This window comes from Virgibacillus salexigens (genome assembly GCF_000723585.1).
Taxonomy (GTDB): Bacteria; Bacillota; Bacilli; order Bacillales; family Amphibacillaceae; genus Virgibacillus; species Virgibacillus salexigens.
In genome coordinates this window covers 300,786-323,504 of record NZ_CCDP010000002.1, presented here as the reverse complement: position 1 = coordinate 323,504, position 22,719 = coordinate 300,786, and the positions used below count along the sequence as shown (strand labels likewise).

Below are 22,719 nucleotides of genomic sequence, written 5' to 3'. Positions count from 1 at the left end.
ACCTCATTTTGTGTTTTTACACGCAAATTGTTTGTTTCAAGTGAACATTGTTGCATCTTCATTCCTTCACGATTATTTTGTACGAAATAGATGAGATTATACAAGGTATTTATAAAAAATTCAATCGTATAAGGATGTCGAAAAATAGTGGAAAGTTTATTTTGGTTTTCAACAAGACAAATGATAAAATAAAGATTAGATGAAGAGGAGGAGCGACTTGTGGAAGCATTATTACATATAAACCATCTCTTTGGTGGGTATACCCATAAAAATGTATTACATGGTATTTCTTTTGATGTTCATCCTGGTGAAATTGTTGGCTTAATTGGGTTGAACGGTGCAGGGAAAAGTACGACAATTAAGCATATAATTGGATTAATGCATCCCAAAAAAGGGACAGTGATGGTGAATGGGAAAACCTTTCAAGAGAATAATGAAAATTATCGTAATCAAATGGCCTATATTCCAGAAATGCCTATTTTATATGATGAATTAACGCTATATGAACATCTACGTTTAACAGCAATGGCATATGATATTCCTGAACACATTTTCGAAAAAAGATTACAGCCACTTTTGAAGGAATTTAGAATGGAGAAGCGATTAAATTGGTTTCCTGTTCATTTTTCAAAAGGGATGCGTCAAAAAGTAATGATTATGTGTGCATTTTTAATTGAACCGCCATTATATATTGTAGACGAGCCATTTGTAGGACTAGACCCCCTTGGTATTCAGTCTTATTTACAACTTATGGAGTCGATGAAAAAAGATGGTTCGGGTGTTTTAATGTCCACGCATATTTTAGCGACCGCAGAACGCTACTGTGATCGTTTTGTTATCCTTCACGAAGGTGAAATACGTGCAAAAGGAACACTTGAGGAGCTGAGGGCAAGTTTTTCAATGCCCCAAGCGTCACTTGATGACCTTTACGTTCAATTAACAAAGGAAGAAAATAATCATGTTTGATTCACATCTATTCTTTAAACAACGATTTTCTGCACACTTAAAAGAGACAAGCCGTTATCTAAGGTATATCTTTAATGGACATATTGCTATTGCTATGCTTTTTTTTGTATCTGCTCTCGCATTTTATTATCAAAAATGGCTACTAGAAATACCTGAAAATTTTCCAACCGCATTTATTATTGGAGTATTATTTGGGTTGGTAGCAAGTTATAGTCCTGTTCGCACGCTGCTGAAAGAGCCGGATCTTGTTTTTTTGATAGCTGCGGAACATAAAATGACAAGGTATTTTAGGAATACACTTATCTATAGCTTTATCATTCAGTTGTATCTTGTTTTATTAGTTGCTGCTGCATTAGGCCCTTTATACACCACCGTTTATCCAGAGCGTGAAGGTAGTTTTTATTTACTAACCGTCGTTGTCCTATTGATGTTCAAATTAGGAAATTTAATTGCTAATTGGTGGATGTTAAAGGTCAGAGAACCAGGGATAAGAAGGATTGATATAACAGTACGAACGGTTCTTAATATAGCCGTTTTTTATTTCATGGTAGATGGCAGTATGTGGTTAGCGGGTATGATCTCTATCTTGTTTGCCGCTTTATTTTTATATGATTATCAAGTTTCACGAAAACAACCTGGCATCGTATGGGATTTATTAATTGAAAAAGATCAAATGAGAATGCAGGCGTTTTATCGTTTAGCAAATATGTTCGCAGATGTCCCTCATTTAAAAAGCCGAGTCAAAAAACGGCAATGGCTAGTACAGCTTGTAAACAATGTCCCGTTTCTAAAGAAGCATACTTATGATTACTTGTTCCGAATTACTTTTATTAGAAGTGGCGATTACTTAGGAATGTATGTCAGACTAATTGTTATTGGGGCGCTAATCATTTATTTTATACCCCCGATGTGGCTTAAAGTTGTGTTCGCTATTTTGTTTTTGTATTTGAGCAGTTTTCAGATGATGGCACTTTATCATCATCATCGAACGGTTATGTGGATTGAGCTATATCCAGTCAAGACTTCTATTAGGCAAGAATCGGTTATAAAATTATTATTCCAATTAACCATTATCCAGACTATGTTATATGCGCTTTTGCTTTTTGGAATGATGGAGTGGAGCGGAGGCGTGCTCACACTTGTTGGAGGAGTTTTATTTAGCTTTTTGTTTCATCGTGGATATGTCAAGCAAAAATTAATTAAAAGCACATGAAGCATTGGCTCATGTGCTTTTTTAAAAGCCTATTTTTCCTGATACGCATAATAGGCTTCAATTAATGTTTTTGCTGCTATTGGCATCGAGCGTTCATCAATATCAAATTTAGGGTGGTGATGAGGATAAGGGTTTTCGTGTTTTTGTGCACCTGTGAAAAAGAATGCTCCTGGCTTTTCTAAAAGATAATAGGCAAAATCCTCTCCAGCCATAGATGGATTAACCTCCTGTGTTTCTTTTATATCCTCTATATTTCGTGCGATCTCTAGTAATAATTCAGCTTCACTGGCGTGGTTAATTAGAGGTGGGTAACCCTTAATATAGTCAAATGAATAGGTTGCATCATTACTAGTGCAAACACCTTTAATCATTGCTTCCATCTCTGATATGATTTTATCTTGTAATGTCGGATTTATATAACGGACAGTACCAACTAGTCTAGCCTTATCTGCAATGACATTGAAAGCTTCACCTGCTTCAAATATACCAACGGTTACGACCACCGTGTCGAGTGGATCGACTCGTCTGCTTACGATTTGCTGTAGTTGCGAAATAAGTTGTGAGCCTATAACAATAGCGTCTTTGGTCTCGTGAGGATAAGCGCCATGCCCCCCTTTACCCTGAATGGTTAGTTCAAAGCGATCAGCACCTGCCATGAATGCTTGTTTTGAAGTTTGCAGTACCCCAAGTGGGGTTGTAGCCCAAAGGTGTGTGCCAAATACAGCATCGACATGATCAATGGCACCAGATTCAATAATTGGTTTTGCTCCACCTGGTGCATATTCTTCTGCGTGTTGATGTAAGAAGACGATGGTTCCTGGTAATTCATACTGGTAATCCTTCATTACTTTTGCAAGCGAAAGTAATGTAGCTGTATGGCCATCATGCCCACATGCATGCATGACTCCGTCAATTTTGGATCTATATGGAACATCTTTTTCATCTTGGATAGGTAATGCATCAAAATCGGCGCGTAATGCAATTGTTTTTCCTGGTTTTCCCCCTTTTAACGTGGCGATTACACCGTTGCCACCAACTTTTGTCTCATAAGGAATACCTAGCTTTTTATAATGACCGGCAATAAATGCAGCTGTTTTTGTTTCGTGAAAGGATATTTCTGGATATTGGTGTAGATATCTACGGATTTCTACCATTTCTGAATAAAGCTTATCAATGGATTGATGTATTTGATCTAACACAAAAAGACCTCCTAGCTGTTTTTCTAACTATTATAACACCAGAAGACTGCGAAGAAAGTATATATTAGTAAAATACAAACAATTATTTATTCTTTATAAAATCAAAAGACAGTTCGTAAACCGAACTGTCTTTTGATTACGATAAGCGAGGGTCAGCAAGTAGGCGCTCTATCTCCTCTTTATGCTGCGTTTCATCTGTTATTAAATCCTCTAATTTTACTACTAACTCGGTATATCCTAAGTCTTCAGCCTGTCTTTTACGCTTTTCATACCGTTCAATTGTAGCAGATTCAGACTGTAAGGTTGCTTGTAATAATTCTCTAACCTCTGTTGGTTGAGGAATTTCAGCAGCTTTCGTAGTAGGAGTTCCGCCAAGTGATTTAATTTTTTCAGATAAGTATAGGGCGTGTCCCAATTCATCATTAATCTCAGCTTCAAAAAATGGTTTAAGTGCGGAACGGTATAACCCATAAACTACAGAGGCACTGTAAGTATATTGAATTACTGCGCCATATTCATTAGAAAGATCCTCATTTAATCCATCAATTAAGTTTTGTAAATCCTTTTCCATTTGTCTTCACCCTTTTATCGTTATTGTATATCTATTCATCCATTCCCTATTCGGTTTTTTTGAAACATAAAATAAGGTATTATATAAGAAATAGGAGGGACCGTATAATGACTGATAAAATTCGCTTTAGCCTTTTCCTTCTTTTATTATTTATGATTGGAATAATTGGCTATTGGATTTTCCGAATTATGAATAATGCAGTTCCTTATGTGGATCAATGGACAAGAGAACCGGTTGAGCAATTAGCAAACACAGGGATGTACAGCATCTTCCGTTGGATAACCGAATTAGGATCATCTACCTTTACCATACCGCTCGTAATTATTATGGGCATGATCTTATGGCGGATGTACCAAAATTGGCTACCTGCATTGGTTTTTAGCGGAGGAACATTAGCAACACATTATTTAAATGTAGCAATAAAACATCTAGTCAATAGAGAACGTCCCAGTATATTAGTTGCAGCTAATGCAGAAGGACATAGTTTCCCTTCCGGGCATGCAATGATATCGATGGTATGCTATGGTTTATTAGCTTATTTTTTCTCAAAAAAGGTTAAATCATCAAAGAAGAAATTGTTTATTGAGTGTTTCTTTGCATTGCTTATTTTATTAATTGGAGTTAGTCGATATATCATTAATGTTCACTATTTGACAGATGTTTTGGCAGGGTTCTTTATTGGCTTTTTATGTTTAATTGCATGCATATATTTATTTCAGTTTCTAATGAGAAAGCAACGCTCAGTCTAGGGGCGGATAGAAAAGCATCCCTTGGTAGGTTTCCCTCGTTTTGGGATATAGGTAAGCTAACATTATATCAATCGAGGGGGGAGATTTTTGTCATGGATGCTGTTGTTCAAGAAAAGCAGGTAATACCAATATTAAAAAACCGGAATTTTCTACTTTTATTTATAGGGTCGCTTTTTTCTGCTCCTGGTTATTATGTTTATTTAATTGGAGCGGAATGGTTAATGCTTTCTTTAAATGATAATCGCTTTTACTTTGGCATGTTATTCTTTGCTGCCTCCATTCCTCGTTTGCTGTTATTAACAATGGGTGGAATTGTGGCAGATCGTTATAATAAGCGAACAGTATTATTTATTTCGGATTTATCCCGTGCGCTTTTAATTGTTATTTTATTGGTTTTACTATATCTCGATGCAGTATCTGCTTGGCATTTAATTGGTTTAGCAGCATTATTTGGTATTGCAGATGCGTTCAGCTATCCAGTTATAAATTCATTAACACCAATGGTACTAGAGGAGAATCAATTACAGCGGGGGAATTCGTTTATTCAAATGACGATGCAAATTAGTCCGATTTTTGGTCCCGCCTTAGGTGGGACATTAATTGCAGTCTTAGGGTTCAAAGGGGTTTTTACTGTAGCTTGTGTCATGTTATTAGCTGCTTCCGTTACCGTTATCTTTATCCGGTTAAAACCAGAAGAGACACCTATCGTATCCTCGCCATGGGAAGATCTTAAAGAAGGATATAGGTATGCTCGCAGGAATCGACTCATTTTGTCTATCGTAAGTATGGGATTTTTTATTAACTTCTTTTTTACAGGTCCATATACCATTGGTATACCAATCATTGTAAAGGATATCTTTCAAAGTAGTTCGATTAGTCTGGCTATCGTACAAACTGCGATGGGGGTAGGAGCCTTAATCGGTGCGATCTTCTTAGCATCAAAAAAATTAAAAAAACCTGGGATAACTATGCTTACAAGTTTAGCATTATTGGGATGTATTTACACTAGTATTGGCATGTCCAGTTATCTTTATCTCACAGCAGTATTGGTAGCGATGATGGCATTTTTATTGCAGCTAATTAATATTCCAATTACTACAGTTTTGCAAGAAACGACAGAGAAACGTATGCTTGGGAGAATGATGAGTCTGCTTATGACTGTATCTACAGGGCTTATCCCGGTTTCTTATATCGCAACTTCTTTATTAATAGCTATGGGGCTATCGATTCTAACGATTATTATGGTCTCTGGACTGGTAATTCTATTTATTGCTCTCTATAATTTGAAGAATAAACCGCTTCGTACGCTTGGAACTTCGTAAAGGGTGAAAAAAATGAAACAATTTGCACGCATTGTTGTCGCAATTTTTTTAATTATTATTGGTTTGCTATGGATATTAGCGAATATCAATGTAATATCGTTTGATGTTGCTTTTTTATGGGCCTATATATATCCGGTAATCTTGGTTATTTTCGGCAGCAGATGGCTGATTAATTATGTCCGAAAAGATGATGGAAGTTGGTTTTGGGGTTGTTTCTTTATCCTGTTTGGATTGTTATTACTGTTGGACCGTTTTCAAATAATCGCTTTTTCCTTTTGGGATGTACTAAAGCTATGGCCGTTATTAATTATCTATGTTGGCTTCATGTTAATTAGTCGAAGAAACTATAATATTATTAATGCAGGAAGAGATAAGCCAGGGGCAAAAAATGGGACTGGTTCGCTTTTTTCTATTGGGAGTTATGATTATACCGAAGAAAATTGGAAGGCGGAACCAATGAAGTTAAATAACATGGCTGGGGATTTTTATTTCGACTTCTCTAAGGCTTTTATCCCAGAGGAGGAAATCCCAATTAGCATTCGCTCTCTAGCAGGAGATGTAACTATATTAATGCCTGAAACAATCCCTTTTCACGTAGAAGCATCAATGAAAGCCGGGGAAATTAACATTCTAGGCAGGGTGGCAGAAGGGGTAAATCGATCATTAGCATTTACAAGTGATGAGTATGACGCTTCAATTCGAAAAATTAATTTTACAATTATCCTAAAAGCAGGATCTATCAAAATCGATTATGTATAGGGAGGAGGTCGTATGAATAAACGATTTGCTAGTATTCGTTATAGTTATATTCGCTCTCATTTTCAAGGTCTATTTCTTACTGTTGTTACGATTCTCTCTATCTTACTCACTATTTATGTATTCATTCAACCAGACTGGTTATCTGCAGCAAGTATATTTCTGTTTATTTCGTTATATAGTGGTATTGGTTTCATTGTTACCGTCTATGCGGGATTTAAATCTGGTGGAGATATTAAAAATCGATTAGACTATTTATCCGTCCAAATTACCCAGTTTGCAAATGGAAATTACCAATCACGACTTTATTTTAATGAAGGGGATGAAATGGAGCGTATTGCCAATGAAATGAACGACTTAGGAGAGAAATTACAAAATCAAGTGAAATCTTTACAACGAATGGCAGATGAAAAATCAGATTTTGCAAAGTCAGCACATAAAGCAGCTGTTATCGAGGAAAGACAGCGATTAGCAAGGGATTTACACGATGCTGTAAGTCAACAATTATTTGCAGTCACCATGTTATCCGAGGCAGCTGTAAGGCAATTAGAAAACAATCCAGAAAAAGCCAAATTGCAAATACAAGAAGTAGCTAAAGCAGCTTTACAATCTCAATCAGAAATGCGGGCGTTGTTATTACATCTTCGTCCTGTTCATTTATCAGGAGAATCCTTATCAGAAGGGTTAACAAAGCTAATAAAAGAATTACAACAAAAAAGCCAAATAGATTTTCATCTTACTATTCCAGTGGATCTTTCGGTTTCGGTAACAATAGAAGACCATATGTTTCGAATTGCTCAAGAATCATTATCGAATATATTACGCCATTCAAATGCTTCAGAAGTAAAGATCATGATAAAGGAACGCCCAGGAGAATTATATTTTCATGTGCAAGACAATGGGAGGGGCTTTGATATGGAGCAAGAACGCAAAACGTCTTATGGCTTAAAAACAATGAAAGAACGTAGTGAAGAATTAGGAGGTGTTTTTGCCATCCGTTCAAACATAGGTGAAGGAACATATATAGATATTCGTATTCCATGTTAAAGGAGAAGGGGCAGTAGAATGATACGAGTTATCGTTGTAGACGATCATGAAATTGTGAGAAAGGGGATTATCGCATATTTACAAACAGATTGCGAGATTGAAGTTGTAGGTGAATCTTCAAATGGGAATGATGGAGCTGCGTTAATTATCCAAGAAAAACCGGATGTTGTACTTATGGATTTAATTATGGATAATGGAACTGGGATAGAAGCAACGAAACAAGTAATGGAATCTCATCCACTATGTAAAATTATTATATTAACAAGCTATTATGATGATGAACAAGTATTCCCAGCAATAGAAGCTGGTGCTTTCAGCTACTTATTAAAGACCTCCTCCGCTACAGAAATTACAGATGCAATCAAAAAGGCTGTCAAAGGGGAAACCGTCATTGAACCGAAAGTAGCTGGAAAGATGATGTCTAGCTTCCGAACGATCGATCGAAAATCACATGATGATTTAACAGAAAGAGAATTAGAAGTTCTGCTTTGTATTGGAAATGGTATGACAAACCAAGAAATAAGCAATCAATTATATATCGGTATTAAAACAGTAAAAACTCATGTAAGTAATATTCTATCGAAGCTTGAGGTGAATGATCGGACCCAAGCAGCAGTTTATGTACATCGAAATAAATTGACAGGTAATTAATCGTATAGATTTTCATAAAATTGTCACATAAACAAAATGAATAAAGCGTCACCCTTTGTCTTTCATCTCCCACATTTGTATAATACAGATGTAACTAAAAAAGAAAGGACTTCTTCTATGGCGAATCTATCGAAAAAAGCAGAGAATTTGCTAATGTTAATCTGGGCTCAAGCTTTAATTGCAATGCTAGGAAGTTTGTTTTTTTCAGAAATTATTGGGTATGAACCTTGTGAGTTATGTTGGTATCAACGGATCTTAATGTATCCTTTAGTTATTATTTATGGTATTGCAGCCTATAAGAGAAATCTCTCTATTGCATTACCGGGGTTGTTTTTGAGCGGGATAGGCGCGTTGGTTTCCATTTATCATTACGCTGTTCAGAAATTACCTGCATTACAGGAGGCAGGAGGTTCTTGTGGTACGGTTCCTTGTAATCTTACATATATTGATTATTTTGGATTCATTACCATTCCATTTCTAGCAGGTATCGCCTTCATTATCATATTTGTATTGCATGTAATTCTAAGGAAGCACCAAAGGGAGATGAAATAAATGAAGAAAAAAATGTTGATTTTTATTGGTATTATTGTTTTATTATTCGCAGGGTTATATTTTGTAATTGATTATAAGAATAATCAAGCAGTGGAGAACAATGACAACCCCTATGGTGATAAAGATCTTGAACAAGCAACAATTGATCAGCTTGATGACCCTAATTATCAAAATCAAATCATGCCAGACGAGTTGTCAGATGAAGTAGAGAGTGGTGAACCGGTTACTGTGTATTTCTATGATCCATTATGCCCGCATTGTCAGCAAACAACGCCATACCTTGTTCCATTAGCAGAAGAAAATAATATCGATATGAAAAAGATGAATTTACTAGAATTTCAAGATCAATGGAACGCTTATGGTATTGAATCTACGCCAACATTAATCCATTTCGATAATGGTGAAGAAGTTGCTCGAATTGTAGGGGATAAGGGAGAAGAAAATTTTCAATCCTTTTTTGACCAATATGTAAATAATTAAATGAAAAAAGCCAACTGCAGGACAGTTGGCTTTTTACTTTTATCATGATCGACTAGTTGGGACACTATGTTTAAAGGTACAGAAGTGGCAAAGGCATCTTATTCTTCCGTTACCATATGATAGGTGGTAAGAAATGGTTGGTCAGCAAAATACGCAGGAGGTTTTCCGGATGATTGCCCCTTATGAGATTTTTTGAATGCGTCCGAGTTCTTCCAGTTATCAAAATCTTGAACGGAACGCCATTGTGTAAAAACAATATACGTATTCCCCTTTTTTGGTTTTAATAACCGAAATGCTTGAAAGCCCGGCATCATTTCAACATCATGTTTGCGATTTTTAAAACGATCTTCAAAGACTGGCTGCCCTTCTTCTGTTACGGGTATATTATTCATAACGACATATCCTTCTTCTTGAATCTTTCCATTCTCTATTATAATGTCGTATTCTCTTCCAGATGCAAATATGCTTTTTTTCTTATCTTCGTAATAAGCCAGCGCTCCTGAATTAGAACGCATAATCCAAATTCGTTTATCGGGATGGTTGTCATCCAGTTTTTGCAGAAAATCTATCGTTCCATTAGTCATAAAAGCTTTCATCATTGTTTTCCCCTTTCATATGACTTCCTATTTTCATCATAACCGATGTGTAGATAGGGTAGTCAACTAATATTTAGAAAAACTTATCATTTCATAGTTACAAAGATACTTAAATGGATTGGGGAGTTAGTTATCAATAGGACTTTAAGCTTGACCGACTATCATTTGATGTGAGGTATGGAACTTATCCTGCGTTTGCTTATGAAGTAAGTAATCCGAATGTAATGTTTTATATTGGAGATAATATGGAAAATAAAGCCATTCATACCATGGATGAATAGGGGAGGGTATCTTAAAAAACAAGCGCTATCATCAAGCAATACGTATCAACGAACGCCCAAGCGAATGTTGAATTAATTTCGCTGAGAAGAAAGCGGTTGAAGTTACTATTTGGACGGAAACCCGTATAAAAACAGAAGTGGATGACAGTGGACATACAAATCAAATTTTCTCCAATTAAAAGTGAACAAAAAAACGTTATGTGAATATTGGTAAGATCAAGTATATGTCTAATGGTTTCCTAAACAGACAAAATCGGATTCGACTTTTGGAATACATATGAAATTATTCTAAACCTTAACTCCTGAACTTAAATTGTATCTTTCTAGATAACCTGAAACGTTTATTTAACAAGTTGGATTTTCGGTTGTTCAATAATTTGTAATAATTATTAATTAATATGAAGTATAAAGCTTTAAGATTGTAAATATATGTCGTATAATGTAGGGGTGAATGTGTAGAGGTGAACAAATGAGCAGAATAGAAAGAAGGAATCAGAAGCGTTCTCACTTGATCGGCAGATTGAAAATAATTGCATTCAGTTGTTTACTTATTATATTTCTTGGGTTCATTGGATATGCTGCTATTGTTTTTGGAGGACGATTCGTTGTTGATGACGATAAATTTCTTTTAGATGCAACTACGACCATTGAAACAGAAGAAGGGCAGATAATTGGCCGATTATATAATGAGAATCGCAAACTGACAACACTTGGTGATATTCCAGAACATGTAAGACAAGCGTTTATTGCCATTGAAGATAGACGCTTTTATGGACATGCAGGTGTTGATTTTCGTTCTGTGTTTCGTGCTGTTTATAAAGATATTCTAGCTATGGCCAAAGTTGAAGGGGCGAGTACAATAACCCAGCAGCTTGCTAAGAACTTATTTCTAACAAATGATAAAACGTGGTTGCGAAAGACAAAGGAAGTAATGGCAGCTGTTTATCTAGAACAAACATTATCTAAAGATAAGATTCTAGAATTATATTTAAATGAAATTTATTTTGGACATGGGGTATATGGGATAGCTACAGCCGCAGAGTATTATTTTTCAAAAAATATTAAAGATCTGACTGTAGATGAAGGAGCGATGTTGGCTGGAATGGCAAAAGCGCCTAATGGATATTCGCCAATTAATCATCCTGAAAAAGCAAAAAGTCGTAGAAACACAGTGCTTCATGCTATGGAAGCAACCGGGGTATTAACGTCAAAACAACTGGCTACAGAGGAAGAGAAGCCGCTTGGATTAGAAGTGAATAAGTGGAATCCGTCCCCATGGACAGCTAGTTATGTCGATTATGTAATGAAAGAGGCAGCTAGTAAGCACGATATGTCCTTAGAAGAGTTAAAGCGAGGTGGTTATCGTATCACTGTAAATATGGATAATCACGTGCAAGAGAAAGCCTATGAACAGTTTAAAAATGCTGATTATTTCCCAGGGAATACAGAAGGGGTTGAAGGGGCTTTTATGATGATGGATCATGGAACGGGCAAAGTTGTTTCGGTGATCGGTGGTAGGGATTTCCAATTAGGTGATTTAAACCGGGCTACCGTTGCAAGACAACCAGGTTCAACCATGAAACCATTAGCGGTTTATGGGCCCGCAATGATGGAAAATGAAAAATATCAGCCTTACACACTTATACCAGATCAGAAAATTGATTATGATGGTTATACAGCCGAAAATTATGATAACGAATATACAGGAGCGGTTTCAATTTATGAAGCGATTGTTCATTCGAAAAACGCTCCAGCTGTATGGTTATTAAATGAGATTGGAATCTCAACTGGAAAGGCATACTTAGATAATATGAATTTATCAGTAGAAGATGATGGATTAGCAATTGCTTTAGGTGGATTATCAAAAGGTGTTACCCCTGCTAAATTAATGGAAAGTTATAGTTCTTTTGCTACAAATGGTAATATGGTTGAATCGCATTCAATTGAACGAATCGTACAAAATGGACAAACCCTTTTCAAAGCTAATCCAGAGATGAAAGAAGTGTTCACCCCCCAGGTGGCTTGGAATATGACAGAAATGCTTGAGGAAACCGTTGCAAGTGGGACTGCAAGTTCAGGAAACTATTCAAAAGCATTAGCAGGAAAAACAGGTTCAACACAACACCCGCAAGTAGAAGGGCAAACCAAGGATGCTTGGTTCGCTGGATACACACCACAATATGTAATGACATTGTGGATGGGATACGATACATCGGATAAAGCGCATTTTCTAACAGGAGGAAGTGAATATCCAACTAGGTTAGTAAAATCGATTTTAACAGAGGTAGATAAAGAACAAGCCCTAACAGAGACATTTGCTAAACCTGAAGCGGTATCGGCCTTACCAAAACCAATTCAACTTCCAGAAATAAAAAACGTACAAGTAAGTTATCAGTTTGGAAGCCTACCTTTTGGAAAAGGTAAATTAACCTGGCAGGGATCCAATGACGAGCGTGCCATCTATCGTATTTACCGAGAGAAAGAGGGGATTGATGAACGCATTGGAGAGGTCGAAGGAAAGAGAGAGTTTGTAATCGATAATGCTCTATTTCATTCAAAGAGCTATTATATCGTTCCTTACAATCCATTAACCAAAACAGAAGGAAAGCGCTCAGAATCTGTCAAGCTTTCTTGGTAATTTAGACAAATTCATGACAATCAATAACCATTACTATACAGTTTCTATTGAAATCGATATAGTTATTAGTGGCAAAAGTAGTACGTGAAAAGGATGGATGGTATGTCAAAGCAACTAAATGATACGATAATTCGAGCATATAAAGGAGAAACTACTAATTATACACCCACTTGGTTTATGAGGCAGGCAGGTAGATCGCAGCCAGAATATCGTGAGCTAAAAGAAAAGTATTCGTTATTTGAAATTACGCATGAACCGGAATTATGTGCTTATGTAACAAGGCTTCCTGTTGAAAATTATGATGTTGATGCCGCGATTTTGTACAAGGACATAATGTCGCCATTACCTTCCATCGGAGTTGATGTGGAGATTAAATCTGGTATCGGTCCAGTAATTCATAATCCAATTACTTCCCTACAGGATGTTGAGAAATTGGGAACCATTCATCCACAAGCGGATGTTCCTTATGTTCTCGATACCATTCGCTTGCTGACAGAAGAACAATTGAAAGTACCGTTAATTGGCTTTAGCGGTGCACCATTTACATTAGCAAGTTATATGATTGAAGGTGGTCCTTCTAAGAATTACAACAAAACAAAAGCATTTATGTATCGACAGTCTGAAGCTTGGTTTGCGTTAATGGATAAGCTAGCTGATATGATCATTTCGTATGTGGATGCACAAGTCGAAGCTGGTGCGAAAGCTATTCAAATCTTCGATTCGTGGGTAGGAAATTTAAATGTTATGGACTATCGTATCTTTATTAAGCCTGTCATGACCCGCATTTTTTCTGAATTAAGACGACATGATGTTCCGTTAATCATCTTTGGTGTAGGAGCAAGACATCTTCTTCTGGAATGGAATGACCTGCCAGTAGATGTGATCGGCCTGGATTGGCGTACATCTATTATGGAAGCAAGACAAATGGGTGTAACTAAAGTAATTCAAGGAAACTTAGACCCAACGATATTACTTACAAATTGGGAGACAATTGAGAAACGCACAACGTCCATTCTGGATGAAGGTCGTGCAGATGGAAATCATGTATTTAATTTGGGGCATGGTGTTACACCAGATATTACACCAGCTACACTTAAAAGATTAACAGCCTTTATTCATGAATACACAGGGAAAGATTAATAAATTATTAAGTGAAGAGGTGCTTTGAAAATGGCAAAACAAAAAATGGGATTATTAGTAATGGCATATGGAACACCATATAAGGAAGAAGATATTGAGCGTTATTATACACATATTCGCCATGGAAGGAAACCAGATGAAGAAGCATTGCAAGATTTAAAAGATCGTTATAAATCAATCGGTGGAATTTCTCCATTAGCCCAAATCACAGAACAGCAAGCTGAAACCTTAGAAGCAACATTAAATGAAGTACAGAATGAAATCGAATTTAAAGCATATATCGGACTGAAACATATTGAGCCGTTTATTGAAGATGCAGTTGCACAAATGGCTGAGGACGGAATCGAGGAAGCTGTGTCTATTGTGTTAGCTCCACATTATTCTACGTTTAGTGTAAAATCTTATAACCAACGAGCGAATGATGAGGCGGCGAAGTATGGTGTAACTTCTATCACATCCGTAGAAAGCTGGTATAATGAGCCTAGATTTATTCAATACTGGGCTGATCAGATTAAAGCTGTTTATAATGGAATGCCCAATGAAGATAGAGAAAAAGCAGTATTAATAGTATCTGCTCACAGTCTTCCGGAGAAAATATTGCAAAATGGCGACCCTTATCCACAACAATTGGCAGAAACGGCACAGCTAATCTCTGAGGCAACGGGTATTACGCATTATGAAATTGGTTGGCAAAGTGAAGGCAATACGCCAGATCCATGGTTAGGACCTGATGTTCAGGATCTAACAAGAGAACTGTTTGAGCAAAAAGGATATCGTGCATTTGTCTATGCCCCAGTTGGTTTTATTGCAGATCATTTGGAAGTATTATATGACAATGATTATGAATGCAAAGTGGTATGTGATGAATTAGGTGCGTCGTATTATCGTCCGGAAATGCCAAATGTTCATCCACAATTTATTAAAACATTAGCTGAAGTGATTATGAAAAAGGTAAAGCGTGAGGTTAGATGAAACCGAGCAAACAAATAGTGATTATAGGTGGCGGAATAACTGGGTTATCCGCAGCCTATTACATACAAAGAGAAATAAAAGCAAAAAAGCTTCCTTATACAGTAAAGCTGGTAGAAGCAAGTGAACGCTTAGGCGGAAAAATAAAAACCTTAAAGCGTGATGGGTTTACGATTGAACAAGGTCCTGATTCGTTATTATCCCGCAAACCTACAGCTATGAAATTGGTGAAAGAATTAGGTCTAGAAGATCAAGTTATTCGTAATGCAACTGGCCAATCTTATCTTTTAGTTGATAATAAATTACATAAGATGCCAAAAGGAACGTATATGGGAGTCCCGAAAAATGTTCGTTCCCTTTTATCATCAACAGTTTTATCTTCTAAAGGTAAAATACGTGCTTTAGCTGATATCATGGTGTCAAAAGGAAAAGCAGATACGGATCAATCATTAGGCGCTTTCTTTCGACGTCGTTTTGGTAATGAATTGTTAGTGAACCAAGTGGAAGCACTGTTATCTGGGATTCATTCTGGAAATATTGATCAGATGAGCTTGAAAGCAACATATCCAACCTTTTTAGAACTAGAACAAACCTATGGCAGTGTAATGAAAGGGTTATCCAAGACAATGCCGAAGCCGACGAAAACGAAGCGTAACCAACCATCTTCTGGAGCCTTCTTCTCATTTAAAAATGGATTGGAGACATTAATACACCGGCTTGAGGATAAATTAGATCTAGGAATGCTTCATAAGGGAACGGCAGTTGATCATATTGAGAAAAAGAATCATGGTTATCATCTTCTATTAAGTGATGGAAATGTTTTGCAGGCAGATGCCGTTATTGTGTCGACTCCTCACCTTACTGTTCCAAAAATTTTTAGTCAATATGATTTCTTCCATGTGTTTAAAGGTGTCCCAGCAACATCAACCGCAAATGTGGTCTTAGCATTTGACCAATCGGCGATAAAAAATGATATAGATGGTACTGGTTTCCTTGTTTCCAGAAATAGTAATTATCAAATTACTGCATGTACGTGGACCCATAAAAAGTGGCCAACGACTTCTCCTGAAGGAAAAATTTTATTGCGTTGTTATGTTGGCAGACCTGGAAACGAAGATATAGTAGACTTATCAGACGATGAGCTGACAGATATTGTACTTAATGACTTGAATAAAATAATGAAAATCAAGGATGATCCTGAGTTTTGTGTCATAACGCGTTGGAAAAATGCAAGACCACAGTACACTGTCGGTCATGTCGAACGGCTAGCTGAAGTAAGAAGAAAGACCGAAAGATATCTTCCAGGTGTCTTCTTAACAGGTTGCTCTTATGATGGTGCAGGCATCCCTGATTGTATTGAACAAGGGGAGAATACGGTAAGCGAAGTATTGCGTTTTTTACAAGATTAATTTATGAAACCTAACGCTAAAGCTTAACTAAAAAGACCCTTAAAAAAGCTTGAGAAAATGATTCTCAAGCTTTTTAAAACTTTATAACTTCAAACATGGATGAAATAACAGGTGCTTAATAATTTAGTTGTAGCTTTCTTCGAGCTGATCAATCAGTGAACCGACGAAAGCAACAGCATCTTTAATTGCATCTGGTTTTGACATATCAACACCTGCCTTTTGAATCAGATCCAATGGTTTCATCGTTCCACCTGATTTTAGCACGTCAAGCCAGCGATTGACTGCAGGCTGCCCTTCTTCTTGAATTTGTTTTGCAACAGCCGTAGATACTGTTAACCCTGCAGAATAGGTGTATGGATATAATCCCATATAATAATGAGGTTGTCGCATCCAAGTTAGTCCTGCACCATCGTCGAAAGTGACAGTGTCTTGCCAAAAATTTTTAAGCGCTCCTCTTTTTAATTCAGATAATACATTAGCAGTTAGTGGAGTACCTGTTTCTGCTGATTGATATACATTTTTTTGAAATTCTGCTTCTAAAAGATGCGTAACAAAATTATGATAATATGTTCCAAGTAGTTGGGTAATAATCCAACGTTTCATTCGTTTATCGTTTGTGTTACCTAATAAATGGTTGGCTAGGAGTAATTCATTCAAGGTGGATGGAGCTTCCACAAAGTAAGTAGATGGACGTGTATTCAAAAGGGATTGATTCTTTCCCGCCAAATAAAAATGTCCTGCATGGCCTAATTCATGGGCTAAGACGAAGGCTCCTCTCATCGTATCTGTCCATGTAATGAGAATATAGGGATGTACCCCATATGGACTAGAGCAAAAAGCGCCTGTTGCTTTCCCAACATTATCAGCTAAATCTACCCAGCGATTATCAATAGCTTGTTTGGTAATGCCACGATATTCTTCTCCCATAATCGTTAGAGCATCTAAAATAGTAGAAGTGGCTTCTGCGTATGTTGTTACTGGATTAAAGTCAGGATCCAACGGTGCTTTGAGATCATAGTAATGTAATTCAGGTAAACCTAACTTCTCTTGTTTTAGCCTAGCAAACCGGCGCATGTGAGGAGCTAACTCTTGTTGTAATAGTTGGAGCTGGTTTTCATACATTTCAAATGTTACTTGTTGTGGATGAAGCAGCATTTCAGTAACAGATGAGTAGTTTCTTAGTTTGGCCATGGTTACCTGCTTCGTAACCTCTGTTGCATATACAGCTGCGTAAGTATGTTTATACTGATCTAATGTCCTGACAAAGGATTTATATGCTTTCCTTCGTGTATTTTCTTCTGCGGCAAGCTCATATCGGTCTTCATATAAAGCAGCTGACATGGGAAGTTCATTTCCTGCATCATCCGTTATCGAATCAAATGTCAGATCAGAGGATTTGCTTCGTTGGTAAATCATATAAGGAGCATCATGAATTTCTGATAAAGCAGCAATGGTTTTCTCTACGATCGGTGCAAGTGCATATGGTTTCTTTTCCATCACATCTTTGAGCATCTTTAGATAGGGTTGCAGGGAACGCTGCTCTTGTAAAAATAAATCAATGGTGTGTGCAGGAAGATCTAATAATTCAGATTCTATAAATGCAAGTTCTGTATTAATCAAGGCTATCGCCTTCGCAACGCGTGAAGAATCACGTTGATTGATTGGGTTTGTTCCATCTGCATTTGAGCGTAAATTAGCATATACTGCTACTCGAATAACACGCTTTTGAAAATCCTCAAACGTAGTTAAACAGTGATCTAATGTCTCAGCATTCTCTCCTAAATTACCTTTAAAACGGGTGACTTTATGTACATCTTGCTGAATAGCTTCTAATTCTGTTTCCCATGCTTGATAAGTTGGAAATAAGTCATGTAGATCCCAGGTAAGTTCCATTGGCACTTCCGAACGTTTAGGTCTTGTTACCACGTATGTATACCCCTTTCTCTTAACTATTTCGTAACTCTAAGTAATTATAATATAAAAATAGTAATAATGGTATGTTTTTTCAGAAAAAAACAGCTATCAATGGATAGCTGTTGGTAGAACATTGGATATGCGTATAGTACAGTAGAAAGAAGAATAAAGAAGGTGTTACCTAGCTGGATGATCACAATCGTCACATAAATTACCATAGCAATCGGCTTTCTCTATCATTTCATTTCCGCATTTACTACACTTTTTCTTAGGTAAATTACGAAAAAATTCGATGACGTTCATCATGTGATTTCTCCTCCTCTAGTTTGAATTATTTTTATTGTAATATAACAGTATTCAATCAGTCAATACTGTGTTACAACAAAAACTAAAATTAGGAGTGTGTACCTATGAAGTTTACGGTTATTGGTTATTGGGGAGGTTATCCTGCTCCAAATGAAGCGACTTCCTGTTATTTACTTGAATCAGGTGGCTTTTCCCTTGTCATTGATATGGGGAGTGGTGCCTTGGCAAAATTACAGCAATATAAGACAGTTACCGAGATTGATGCAGTCATTCTTTCTCATTATCATTTTGATCATGTTGCTGATATTGGTGTTTTGCAATATGCCCGATTAGTTACCTATTATATAACAGGAAAGGATAAAGTATTACCAATTTATGGACATGAGGAAGATGAAGCTGGATTTCAATCTTTGACGCATACATATACAAAGGGAGTGGCATATGATCCAAAAGAATCTTTGGAAGTGGGAGCCTTTACCATTTCTTTTTTAAAGACAAAACATCCCGTACCTTGTTATGGAATGCGTATTACTGATGGAACAAATTGTATTGTCTATACGGCTGATACAAGTTACCGAAAGGAGTGGATACCATTTGCAAAAAATGCAGATTTATTAATCACGGATTGTAATTTTTATGCCGATCAAGATGGAGAAAATGCTGGACATATGACAAGTAAACAAGGTGGTAAGATTGCAGAGGAAGCAAATGTAAAGCAATTACTGCTTAGCCACTTACCACAATATGGAGATCGTAACCAATTAATTGAAGAGACGAAGGAAGTCTTTTCTAGAACGGTTCAATTAGCTCATGCCGGTTTTATTTGGGAAAGCTAGGTTTATCTTTTGATTACTCCTTTAATTTACATTAAACTTAAACTATACAAAAGACCTATTTATATTGAAGGGAGTAAAAACGTATGAAGTTTATTGATAATAAAGGTATTACTGATCCATCAATTAATCTTGCTTTAGAAGAATATGTGTTGAAAAATTTTGGCGAACAGGATACATATTTACTATTCTACGTGAATGAACCATCTATTATTATTGGGCGTAACCAAAATACTGTAGAAGAAATCAATACGCAATATGTGGATGAGAATGGAATAAAGGTAGTGCGTCGTCTTTCCGGTGGAGGCGCTGTTTACCATGATGAAGGAAACTTGAATTTTAGCTTTATAACGAAGGATGACGGGAATAGCTTTCAAAATTTTGCTAAGTTTACACAACCAATGGTAGATGCATTAAATAAACTTGGGGTACCTGCCGAATTAAAAGGGAGGAATGATCTTACTGTGGAAGGCAGGAAAATTTCTGGAAATGCCATGTATTCTACAAAAGGTAAAATGTTTAGTCATGGCACACTCATGCTTGATTCTGAAATTGAGAACGTTGTTTCTGCATTGAATGTAAGAAAAGAAAAAATAGAATCTAAAGGAATCAAATCCATTCGTAGCCGTGTCGCAAACATTTCGGAGTTTCTAGAAAATAAAATTACAGTAGAGCAGTTTAAAGAAATTATATTGCAATATGTCTTCCATGTAGACGATATAATAGACGTACCTCGTTATGAACTATCCGAAGAAGATTGGGAAAATGTCCATCAAATTTCCAGAGAGCGCTATCAAAATTGGGAATGGAACTATGGGAAGTCTCCATCCTTTAATATTCAAGAATCTTATAAGTTTGATGCTGGCTTTGTAGATGTTCGCCTTGATGTCAAAAAAGGAATTATTGAGAATTGCAAAATTTACGGGGATTTCTTTGGAGTTGGAGAAATTAGTGTTATTGAGGACAAGCTAACTGGAGTCCGCCATAATCGACAAGCAATAGAAGAAGCACTTGCTGGTGTGGATGTTCCACACTATCTAGGAAGGATTTCAAAAGAGGATTTTGTCAACTTGATATATTAAGTAAAAGCAGCCTTTTATTTGGGGCTGCTTTTTGATTAGGTTTATATAATTATTTTGGCAGCGCTTCCACTTGAAAAGAAGATACCAGTACTTTATACTTGAAATAGTAAAATAATTCATATGGTTTTGACGGATAGAAGATTGTTTCGTGTACATCTTCTTTTAAATCTTAAAATATGAATGATCATTCATTCATATTTTTTCAGGGAGGAATAATAGTGAATGTAAGTGATCAATTAAGTGAGACTGCTAAACAGTATCCGGAAAAGATAGCTTATGTATATCAAGGAAAAGAAACAAGCTATGCTGAGTTGGATCGTGCTATCACGCAGTTTGCTTCTGGTTTGATGTCTTTAGGTTATCAAAAAGGTGACCATGTTGCTTTGATTGTCGGAAATAGTCCTTATTATATTGTTGGATTATACGGCGCGTTACGGCTTGGGTTAGTTGTCATTCCAATCAATCCGTTATATACATCAACTGAAATGAGCTATATTATTAAAAATGGAGATGTCAAAGCCATTATTACCATGGATAATTTACTTGAGAAATTTAAGACGATCAATGACCAATTTTCAAAGGTTAACCATTACATCGTTTGTGATTCTCATTCTAATCAACAACCTGTTTCCTTTCTCCAAGAAAATTCAAAATCATTCACAGCGGTTTTAAAATTAGGATCTCCCCACTTTACCGGTCCAGTATTAGAAGAGGATTCAATGGCAATTATTCTATACACATCAGGGACGACAGGAACACCTAAGGGTGCTATGCTTTCCCACAAGAACCTATACTCCAATGCTAAAGATACAGCAGATTATTTGCAGATAAACGAACATGATCGCGTTATTGCTGCGTTGCCAATGTTTCATGTGTTCTGTTTGACCGTATCGCTTAATGCGCCGTTAATGAACGGGGGAACAGTGCTTATCTTACCTAAGTTTTCTCCAACAGAAGTATTTAAAATAAGCAAACAGAATGAAGCAACCATTTTTGCTGGTGTGCCGACAATGTATAACTATTTATTGCGAGGTGGGAAGGCGAAAGTCGATTATTTTTCAAGTATTCGCTTGTGCATCTCTGGGGGCGCTTCTATGCCCGTTTCATTATTAAAAGCGTTTGAAGAAGCATTTCATGTTAAAGTTTCCGAAGGCTATGGATTATCAGAAGCTTCTCCTGTCACTTGTTTTAATCCGCTGGATCGTCCGCGAAAGCCAGGATCAATTGGATGTAGCATTTTAAATGTTGAAAATAAAGTCGTGGATGAGCTAGGTCAAGAAGTTCCTATTGGAGAAATAGGCGAACTAATTGTGCGTGGACCAAATGTCATGTTGGGATACTATAAAATGCCAGAAGAAACAGCGGCTGCTTTAAAGGATGGTTGGCTTTATACTGGTGATATGGCTCGTATGGATGATGAAAACTATTTTTATATAGTAGATCGAAAAAAAGATATGGTTCTTGTCGGCGGGTATAATGTTTATCCACGTGAAGTAGAAGAGGTACTATATGCTCATCCGAATGTGACTGAAGTTGCGGTTATTGGTGTCCCAGATCCACAGACTGGTGAAGCGGTACATAGTTTTGTAGTCATCGATAAGCCCTCACTGACAGAAGAAGACTTAATTGAATATTGCCAAGCCCATTTAGTGAAATATAAAGTCCCTACGTCCATTGATTTCTTAGAGGAATTACCAAAAAACACAACAGGTAAGATTCTGCGTAAAAATTTAAGAGATAAAGTTCGCTATTAACTTCCCTAAAGCTTTGAGGTATTAACTACACCTTAAAGCTTTTTTGTGTATGAATAACATATTAATCCTGGGGGAGAATGAGTAGAAGAAGGAGGGATAAAAATGGGCTTTGAATCTAACCGTTCAACAAAAGAACTAGATACATTTACTTTGTTAAACCCGCAATTTGATGTATTCGAACATAAAGAAAGATTGTATAGCAGCGAAGGGGACGTCATAACGGAAAAAGAAAAAGACACTACATCATCTAATTTTTAGAAAATATAGATTTTATATTCCATTTTACCTATA

At 36.6% G+C, this 22,719-nt stretch carries 22 protein-coding genes; 17 read left to right on the top strand and 5 right to left on the bottom strand.

Annotated features, from left to right (window positions below; genetic code table 11):
• The first annotated feature begins 219 nt into the window (after window positions 1–219).
• A complete protein-coding gene (locus BN990_RS14455; RefSeq protein ID WP_038245648.1) occupies window positions 220–966 on the top strand; it encodes an ABC transporter ATP-binding protein in 747 nt (248 codons plus the stop codon).
• Window positions 959–2,179, top strand: coding sequence for an ABC transporter permease (locus tag BN990_RS14450; protein WP_021292215.1), 1,221 nt, complete (start codon window positions 959–961; stop codon window positions 2,177–2,179). The genes BN990_RS14455 and BN990_RS14450 overlap by 8 nt, the downstream gene beginning before the upstream one ends.
• Window positions 2,180–2,208: 29 nt before the next feature.
• Here BN990_RS14450 and BN990_RS14445 read toward each other — a convergent pair whose 3' ends face one another.
• Both BN990_RS14445 and BN990_RS14440 read right to left on the bottom strand, forming a co-directional pair.
• Entirely contained in the window at window positions 2,209–3,378 is a 1,170-nt protein-coding gene (locus BN990_RS14445; RefSeq protein WP_038245646.1) for a M20 metallopeptidase family protein, read from the bottom strand.
• Window positions 3,379–3,514: 136 nt separating this feature from the next.
• On the bottom strand, window positions 3,515–3,949 hold the full coding sequence (locus tag BN990_RS14440; protein ID WP_021292217.1) for a ferritin-like domain-containing protein: 435 nt from the start codon (window positions 3,947–3,949) through the stop codon (window positions 3,515–3,517).
• A gap of 107 nt (window positions 3,950–4,056) precedes the next feature.
• Here BN990_RS14440 and BN990_RS14435 point away from each other — a divergent pair, with 107 nt between their 5' ends.
• From BN990_RS14435 to BN990_RS14405, 7 genes are all read left to right on the top strand, one after another.
• The gene (locus BN990_RS14435; RefSeq protein WP_021292218.1) at window positions 4,057–4,698 is read left to right on the top strand and encodes a phosphatase PAP2 family protein; all 642 of its coding nucleotides are present in this window, start codon (window positions 4,057–4,059) and stop codon (window positions 4,696–4,698) included.
• 92 nt (window positions 4,699–4,790) lie between these two features.
• Window positions 4,791–6,020, top strand: coding sequence for an MFS transporter (locus BN990_RS14430; protein WP_021292219.1), 1,230 nt, complete (start codon window positions 4,791–4,793; stop codon window positions 6,018–6,020).
• Window positions 6,021–6,032: 12 nt separating this feature from the next.
• A complete protein-coding gene (gene liaF, locus BN990_RS14425; RefSeq protein WP_038245644.1) occupies window positions 6,033–6,779 on the top strand; it encodes a cell wall-active antibiotics response protein LiaF in 747 nt (248 codons plus the stop codon).
• Window positions 6,780–6,791: 12 nt separating this feature from the next.
• Window positions 6,792–7,823: a sensor histidine kinase gene (locus BN990_RS14420; protein WP_021292221.1), complete on the top strand. Its 1,032-nt coding sequence runs from the start codon at window positions 6,792–6,794 to the stop codon at window positions 7,821–7,823.
• Between the two features lie 18 nt (window positions 7,824–7,841).
• A complete protein-coding gene (locus tag BN990_RS14415) occupies window positions 7,842–8,474 on the top strand; it encodes a response regulator (RefSeq protein ID WP_021292222.1) in 633 nt (210 codons plus the stop codon).
• Window positions 8,475–8,591: 117 nt separating this feature from the next.
• Window positions 8,592–9,026, top strand: a complete 435-nt coding sequence (locus BN990_RS14410; RefSeq protein ID WP_021292223.1) for a disulfide oxidoreductase — start codon at window positions 8,592–8,594, stop codon at window positions 9,024–9,026.
• Window positions 9,027–9,506 (top strand): thioredoxin family protein, encoded by a 480-nt coding sequence (locus BN990_RS14405; RefSeq protein ID WP_021292224.1) that lies wholly within the window; start codon window positions 9,027–9,029, stop codon window positions 9,504–9,506.
• Window positions 9,507–9,604: 98 nt separating this feature from the next.
• Here the strand turns inward: BN990_RS14405 and BN990_RS14400 are convergent, their stop codons facing one another.
• Window positions 9,605–10,102 (bottom strand): antibiotic biosynthesis monooxygenase family protein, encoded by a 498-nt coding sequence (locus BN990_RS14400; RefSeq protein WP_021292225.1) that lies wholly within the window; start codon window positions 10,100–10,102, stop codon window positions 9,605–9,607.
• Between the two features lie 750 nt (window positions 10,103–10,852).
• On the opposite strand from BN990_RS14400, the gene BN990_RS14395 reads away from it, so the two are divergent.
• The 4 genes from BN990_RS14395 to hemY all read left to right on the top strand — a co-directional run bounded on the left by BN990_RS14395 (window position 10,853) and on the right by hemY (window position 16,539).
• The gene (locus BN990_RS14395; RefSeq protein ID WP_038245643.1) at window positions 10,853–13,021 is read left to right on the top strand and encodes a transglycosylase domain-containing protein; all 2,169 of its coding nucleotides are present in this window, start codon (window positions 10,853–10,855) and stop codon (window positions 13,019–13,021) included.
• 102 nt (window positions 13,022–13,123) lie between these two features.
• The gene (hemE, locus tag BN990_RS14390; protein ID WP_021292228.1) at window positions 13,124–14,161 is read left to right on the top strand and encodes a uroporphyrinogen decarboxylase; all 1,038 of its coding nucleotides are present in this window, start codon (window positions 13,124–13,126) and stop codon (window positions 14,159–14,161) included.
• Between the two features lie 30 nt (window positions 14,162–14,191).
• Window positions 14,192–15,133, top strand: a complete 942-nt coding sequence (gene hemH, locus BN990_RS14385) for a ferrochelatase (RefSeq protein ID WP_038245642.1) — start codon at window positions 14,192–14,194, stop codon at window positions 15,131–15,133.
• Window positions 15,130–16,539: a protoporphyrinogen oxidase gene (gene hemY / locus BN990_RS14380; protein WP_038245641.1), complete on the top strand. Its 1,410-nt coding sequence runs from the start codon at window positions 15,130–15,132 to the stop codon at window positions 16,537–16,539. Before hemH ends, hemY begins: the two co-directional genes overlap by 4 nt.
• A 123-nt stretch (window positions 16,540–16,662) precedes the next feature.
• On the opposite strand, the gene pepF is transcribed toward hemY, so the two are convergent.
• Window positions 16,663–18,465, bottom strand: coding sequence for an oligoendopeptidase F (gene pepF, locus BN990_RS14375; RefSeq protein ID WP_038245638.1), 1,803 nt, complete (start codon window positions 18,463–18,465; stop codon window positions 16,663–16,665).
• Window positions 18,466–18,630: 165 nt separating this feature from the next.
• Window positions 18,631–18,759, bottom strand: a complete 129-nt coding sequence (gene yhfH, locus BN990_RS22020; protein WP_021292232.1) for a protein YhfH — start codon at window positions 18,757–18,759, stop codon at window positions 18,631–18,633.
• A gap of 104 nt (window positions 18,760–18,863) precedes the next feature.
• On the opposite strand from yhfH, the gene BN990_RS14370 reads away from it, so the two are divergent.
• The 4 genes from BN990_RS14370 (at window position 18,864) to BN990_RS22630 (ending at window position 22,686) form a co-directional block, all read left to right on the top strand.
• Window positions 18,864–19,595, top strand: a complete 732-nt coding sequence (locus BN990_RS14370; protein WP_021292233.1) for an MBL fold metallo-hydrolase — start codon at window positions 18,864–18,866, stop codon at window positions 19,593–19,595.
• Between the two features lie 83 nt (window positions 19,596–19,678).
• Window positions 19,679–20,674: a lipoate--protein ligase gene (locus tag BN990_RS14365; RefSeq protein ID WP_021292234.1), complete on the top strand. Its 996-nt coding sequence runs from the start codon at window positions 19,679–19,681 to the stop codon at window positions 20,672–20,674.
• Between the two features lie 218 nt (window positions 20,675–20,892).
• Window positions 20,893–22,428, top strand: a complete 1,536-nt coding sequence (locus BN990_RS14360) for a fatty acid--CoA ligase family protein (protein ID WP_021292235.1) — start codon at window positions 20,893–20,895, stop codon at window positions 22,426–22,428.
• A gap of 102 nt (window positions 22,429–22,530) precedes the next feature.
• Window positions 22,531–22,686, top strand: coding sequence for a hypothetical protein (locus tag BN990_RS22630; RefSeq protein ID WP_021292236.1), 156 nt, complete (start codon window positions 22,531–22,533; stop codon window positions 22,684–22,686).
• Window positions 22,687–22,719 lie beyond the last annotated feature (33 nt).

Excerpts from the sequence above, each read along its gene's own strand:
- BN990_RS14450 (WP_021292215.1), top strand. The coding sequence starts at position 959 with ATGTTTGATTCACATCTATTCTTTAAACAACGATTTTCTGCACACTTA.
- BN990_RS14440 (WP_021292217.1), bottom strand. The coding sequence starts at position 3,949 with ATGGAAAAGGATTTACAAAACTTAATTGATGGATTAAATGAGGATCTT.
- BN990_RS14435 (WP_021292218.1), top strand. The coding sequence starts at position 4,057 with ATGACTGATAAAATTCGCTTTAGCCTTTTCCTTCTTTTATTATTTATG.
- BN990_RS14430 (WP_021292219.1), top strand. The coding sequence starts at position 4,791 with ATGGATGCTGTTGTTCAAGAAAAGCAGGTAATACCAATATTAAAAAAC.
- liaF (WP_038245644.1), top strand. The coding sequence starts at position 6,033 with ATGAAACAATTTGCACGCATTGTTGTCGCAATTTTTTTAATTATTATT.
- BN990_RS14420 (WP_021292221.1), top strand. The coding sequence starts at position 6,792 with ATGAATAAACGATTTGCTAGTATTCGTTATAGTTATATTCGCTCTCAT.
- BN990_RS14415 (WP_021292222.1), top strand. The coding sequence starts at position 7,842 with ATGATACGAGTTATCGTTGTAGACGATCATGAAATTGTGAGAAAGGGG.
- BN990_RS14410 (WP_021292223.1), top strand. The coding sequence starts at position 8,592 with ATGGCGAATCTATCGAAAAAAGCAGAGAATTTGCTAATGTTAATCTGG.
- BN990_RS14405 (WP_021292224.1), top strand. The coding sequence starts at position 9,027 with ATGAAGAAAAAAATGTTGATTTTTATTGGTATTATTGTTTTATTATTC.
- BN990_RS14400 (WP_021292225.1), bottom strand. The coding sequence starts at position 10,102 with ATGAAAGCTTTTATGACTAATGGAACGATAGATTTTCTGCAAAAACTG.
- BN990_RS14395 (WP_038245643.1), top strand. The coding sequence starts at position 10,853 with ATGAGCAGAATAGAAAGAAGGAATCAGAAGCGTTCTCACTTGATCGGC.
- hemE (WP_021292228.1), top strand. The coding sequence starts at position 13,124 with ATGTCAAAGCAACTAAATGATACGATAATTCGAGCATATAAAGGAGAA.
- hemH (WP_038245642.1), top strand. The coding sequence starts at position 14,192 with ATGGCAAAACAAAAAATGGGATTATTAGTAATGGCATATGGAACACCA.
- hemY (WP_038245641.1), top strand. The coding sequence starts at position 15,130 with ATGAAACCGAGCAAACAAATAGTGATTATAGGTGGCGGAATAACTGGG.
- yhfH (WP_021292232.1), bottom strand. The coding sequence starts at position 18,759 with ATGATGAACGTCATCGAATTTTTTCGTAATTTACCTAAGAAAAAGTGT.
- BN990_RS14370 (WP_021292233.1), top strand. The coding sequence starts at position 18,864 with ATGAAGTTTACGGTTATTGGTTATTGGGGAGGTTATCCTGCTCCAAAT.
- BN990_RS14365 (WP_021292234.1), top strand. The coding sequence starts at position 19,679 with ATGAAGTTTATTGATAATAAAGGTATTACTGATCCATCAATTAATCTT.
- BN990_RS22630 (WP_021292236.1), top strand. The coding sequence starts at position 22,531 with ATGGGCTTTGAATCTAACCGTTCAACAAAAGAACTAGATACATTTACT.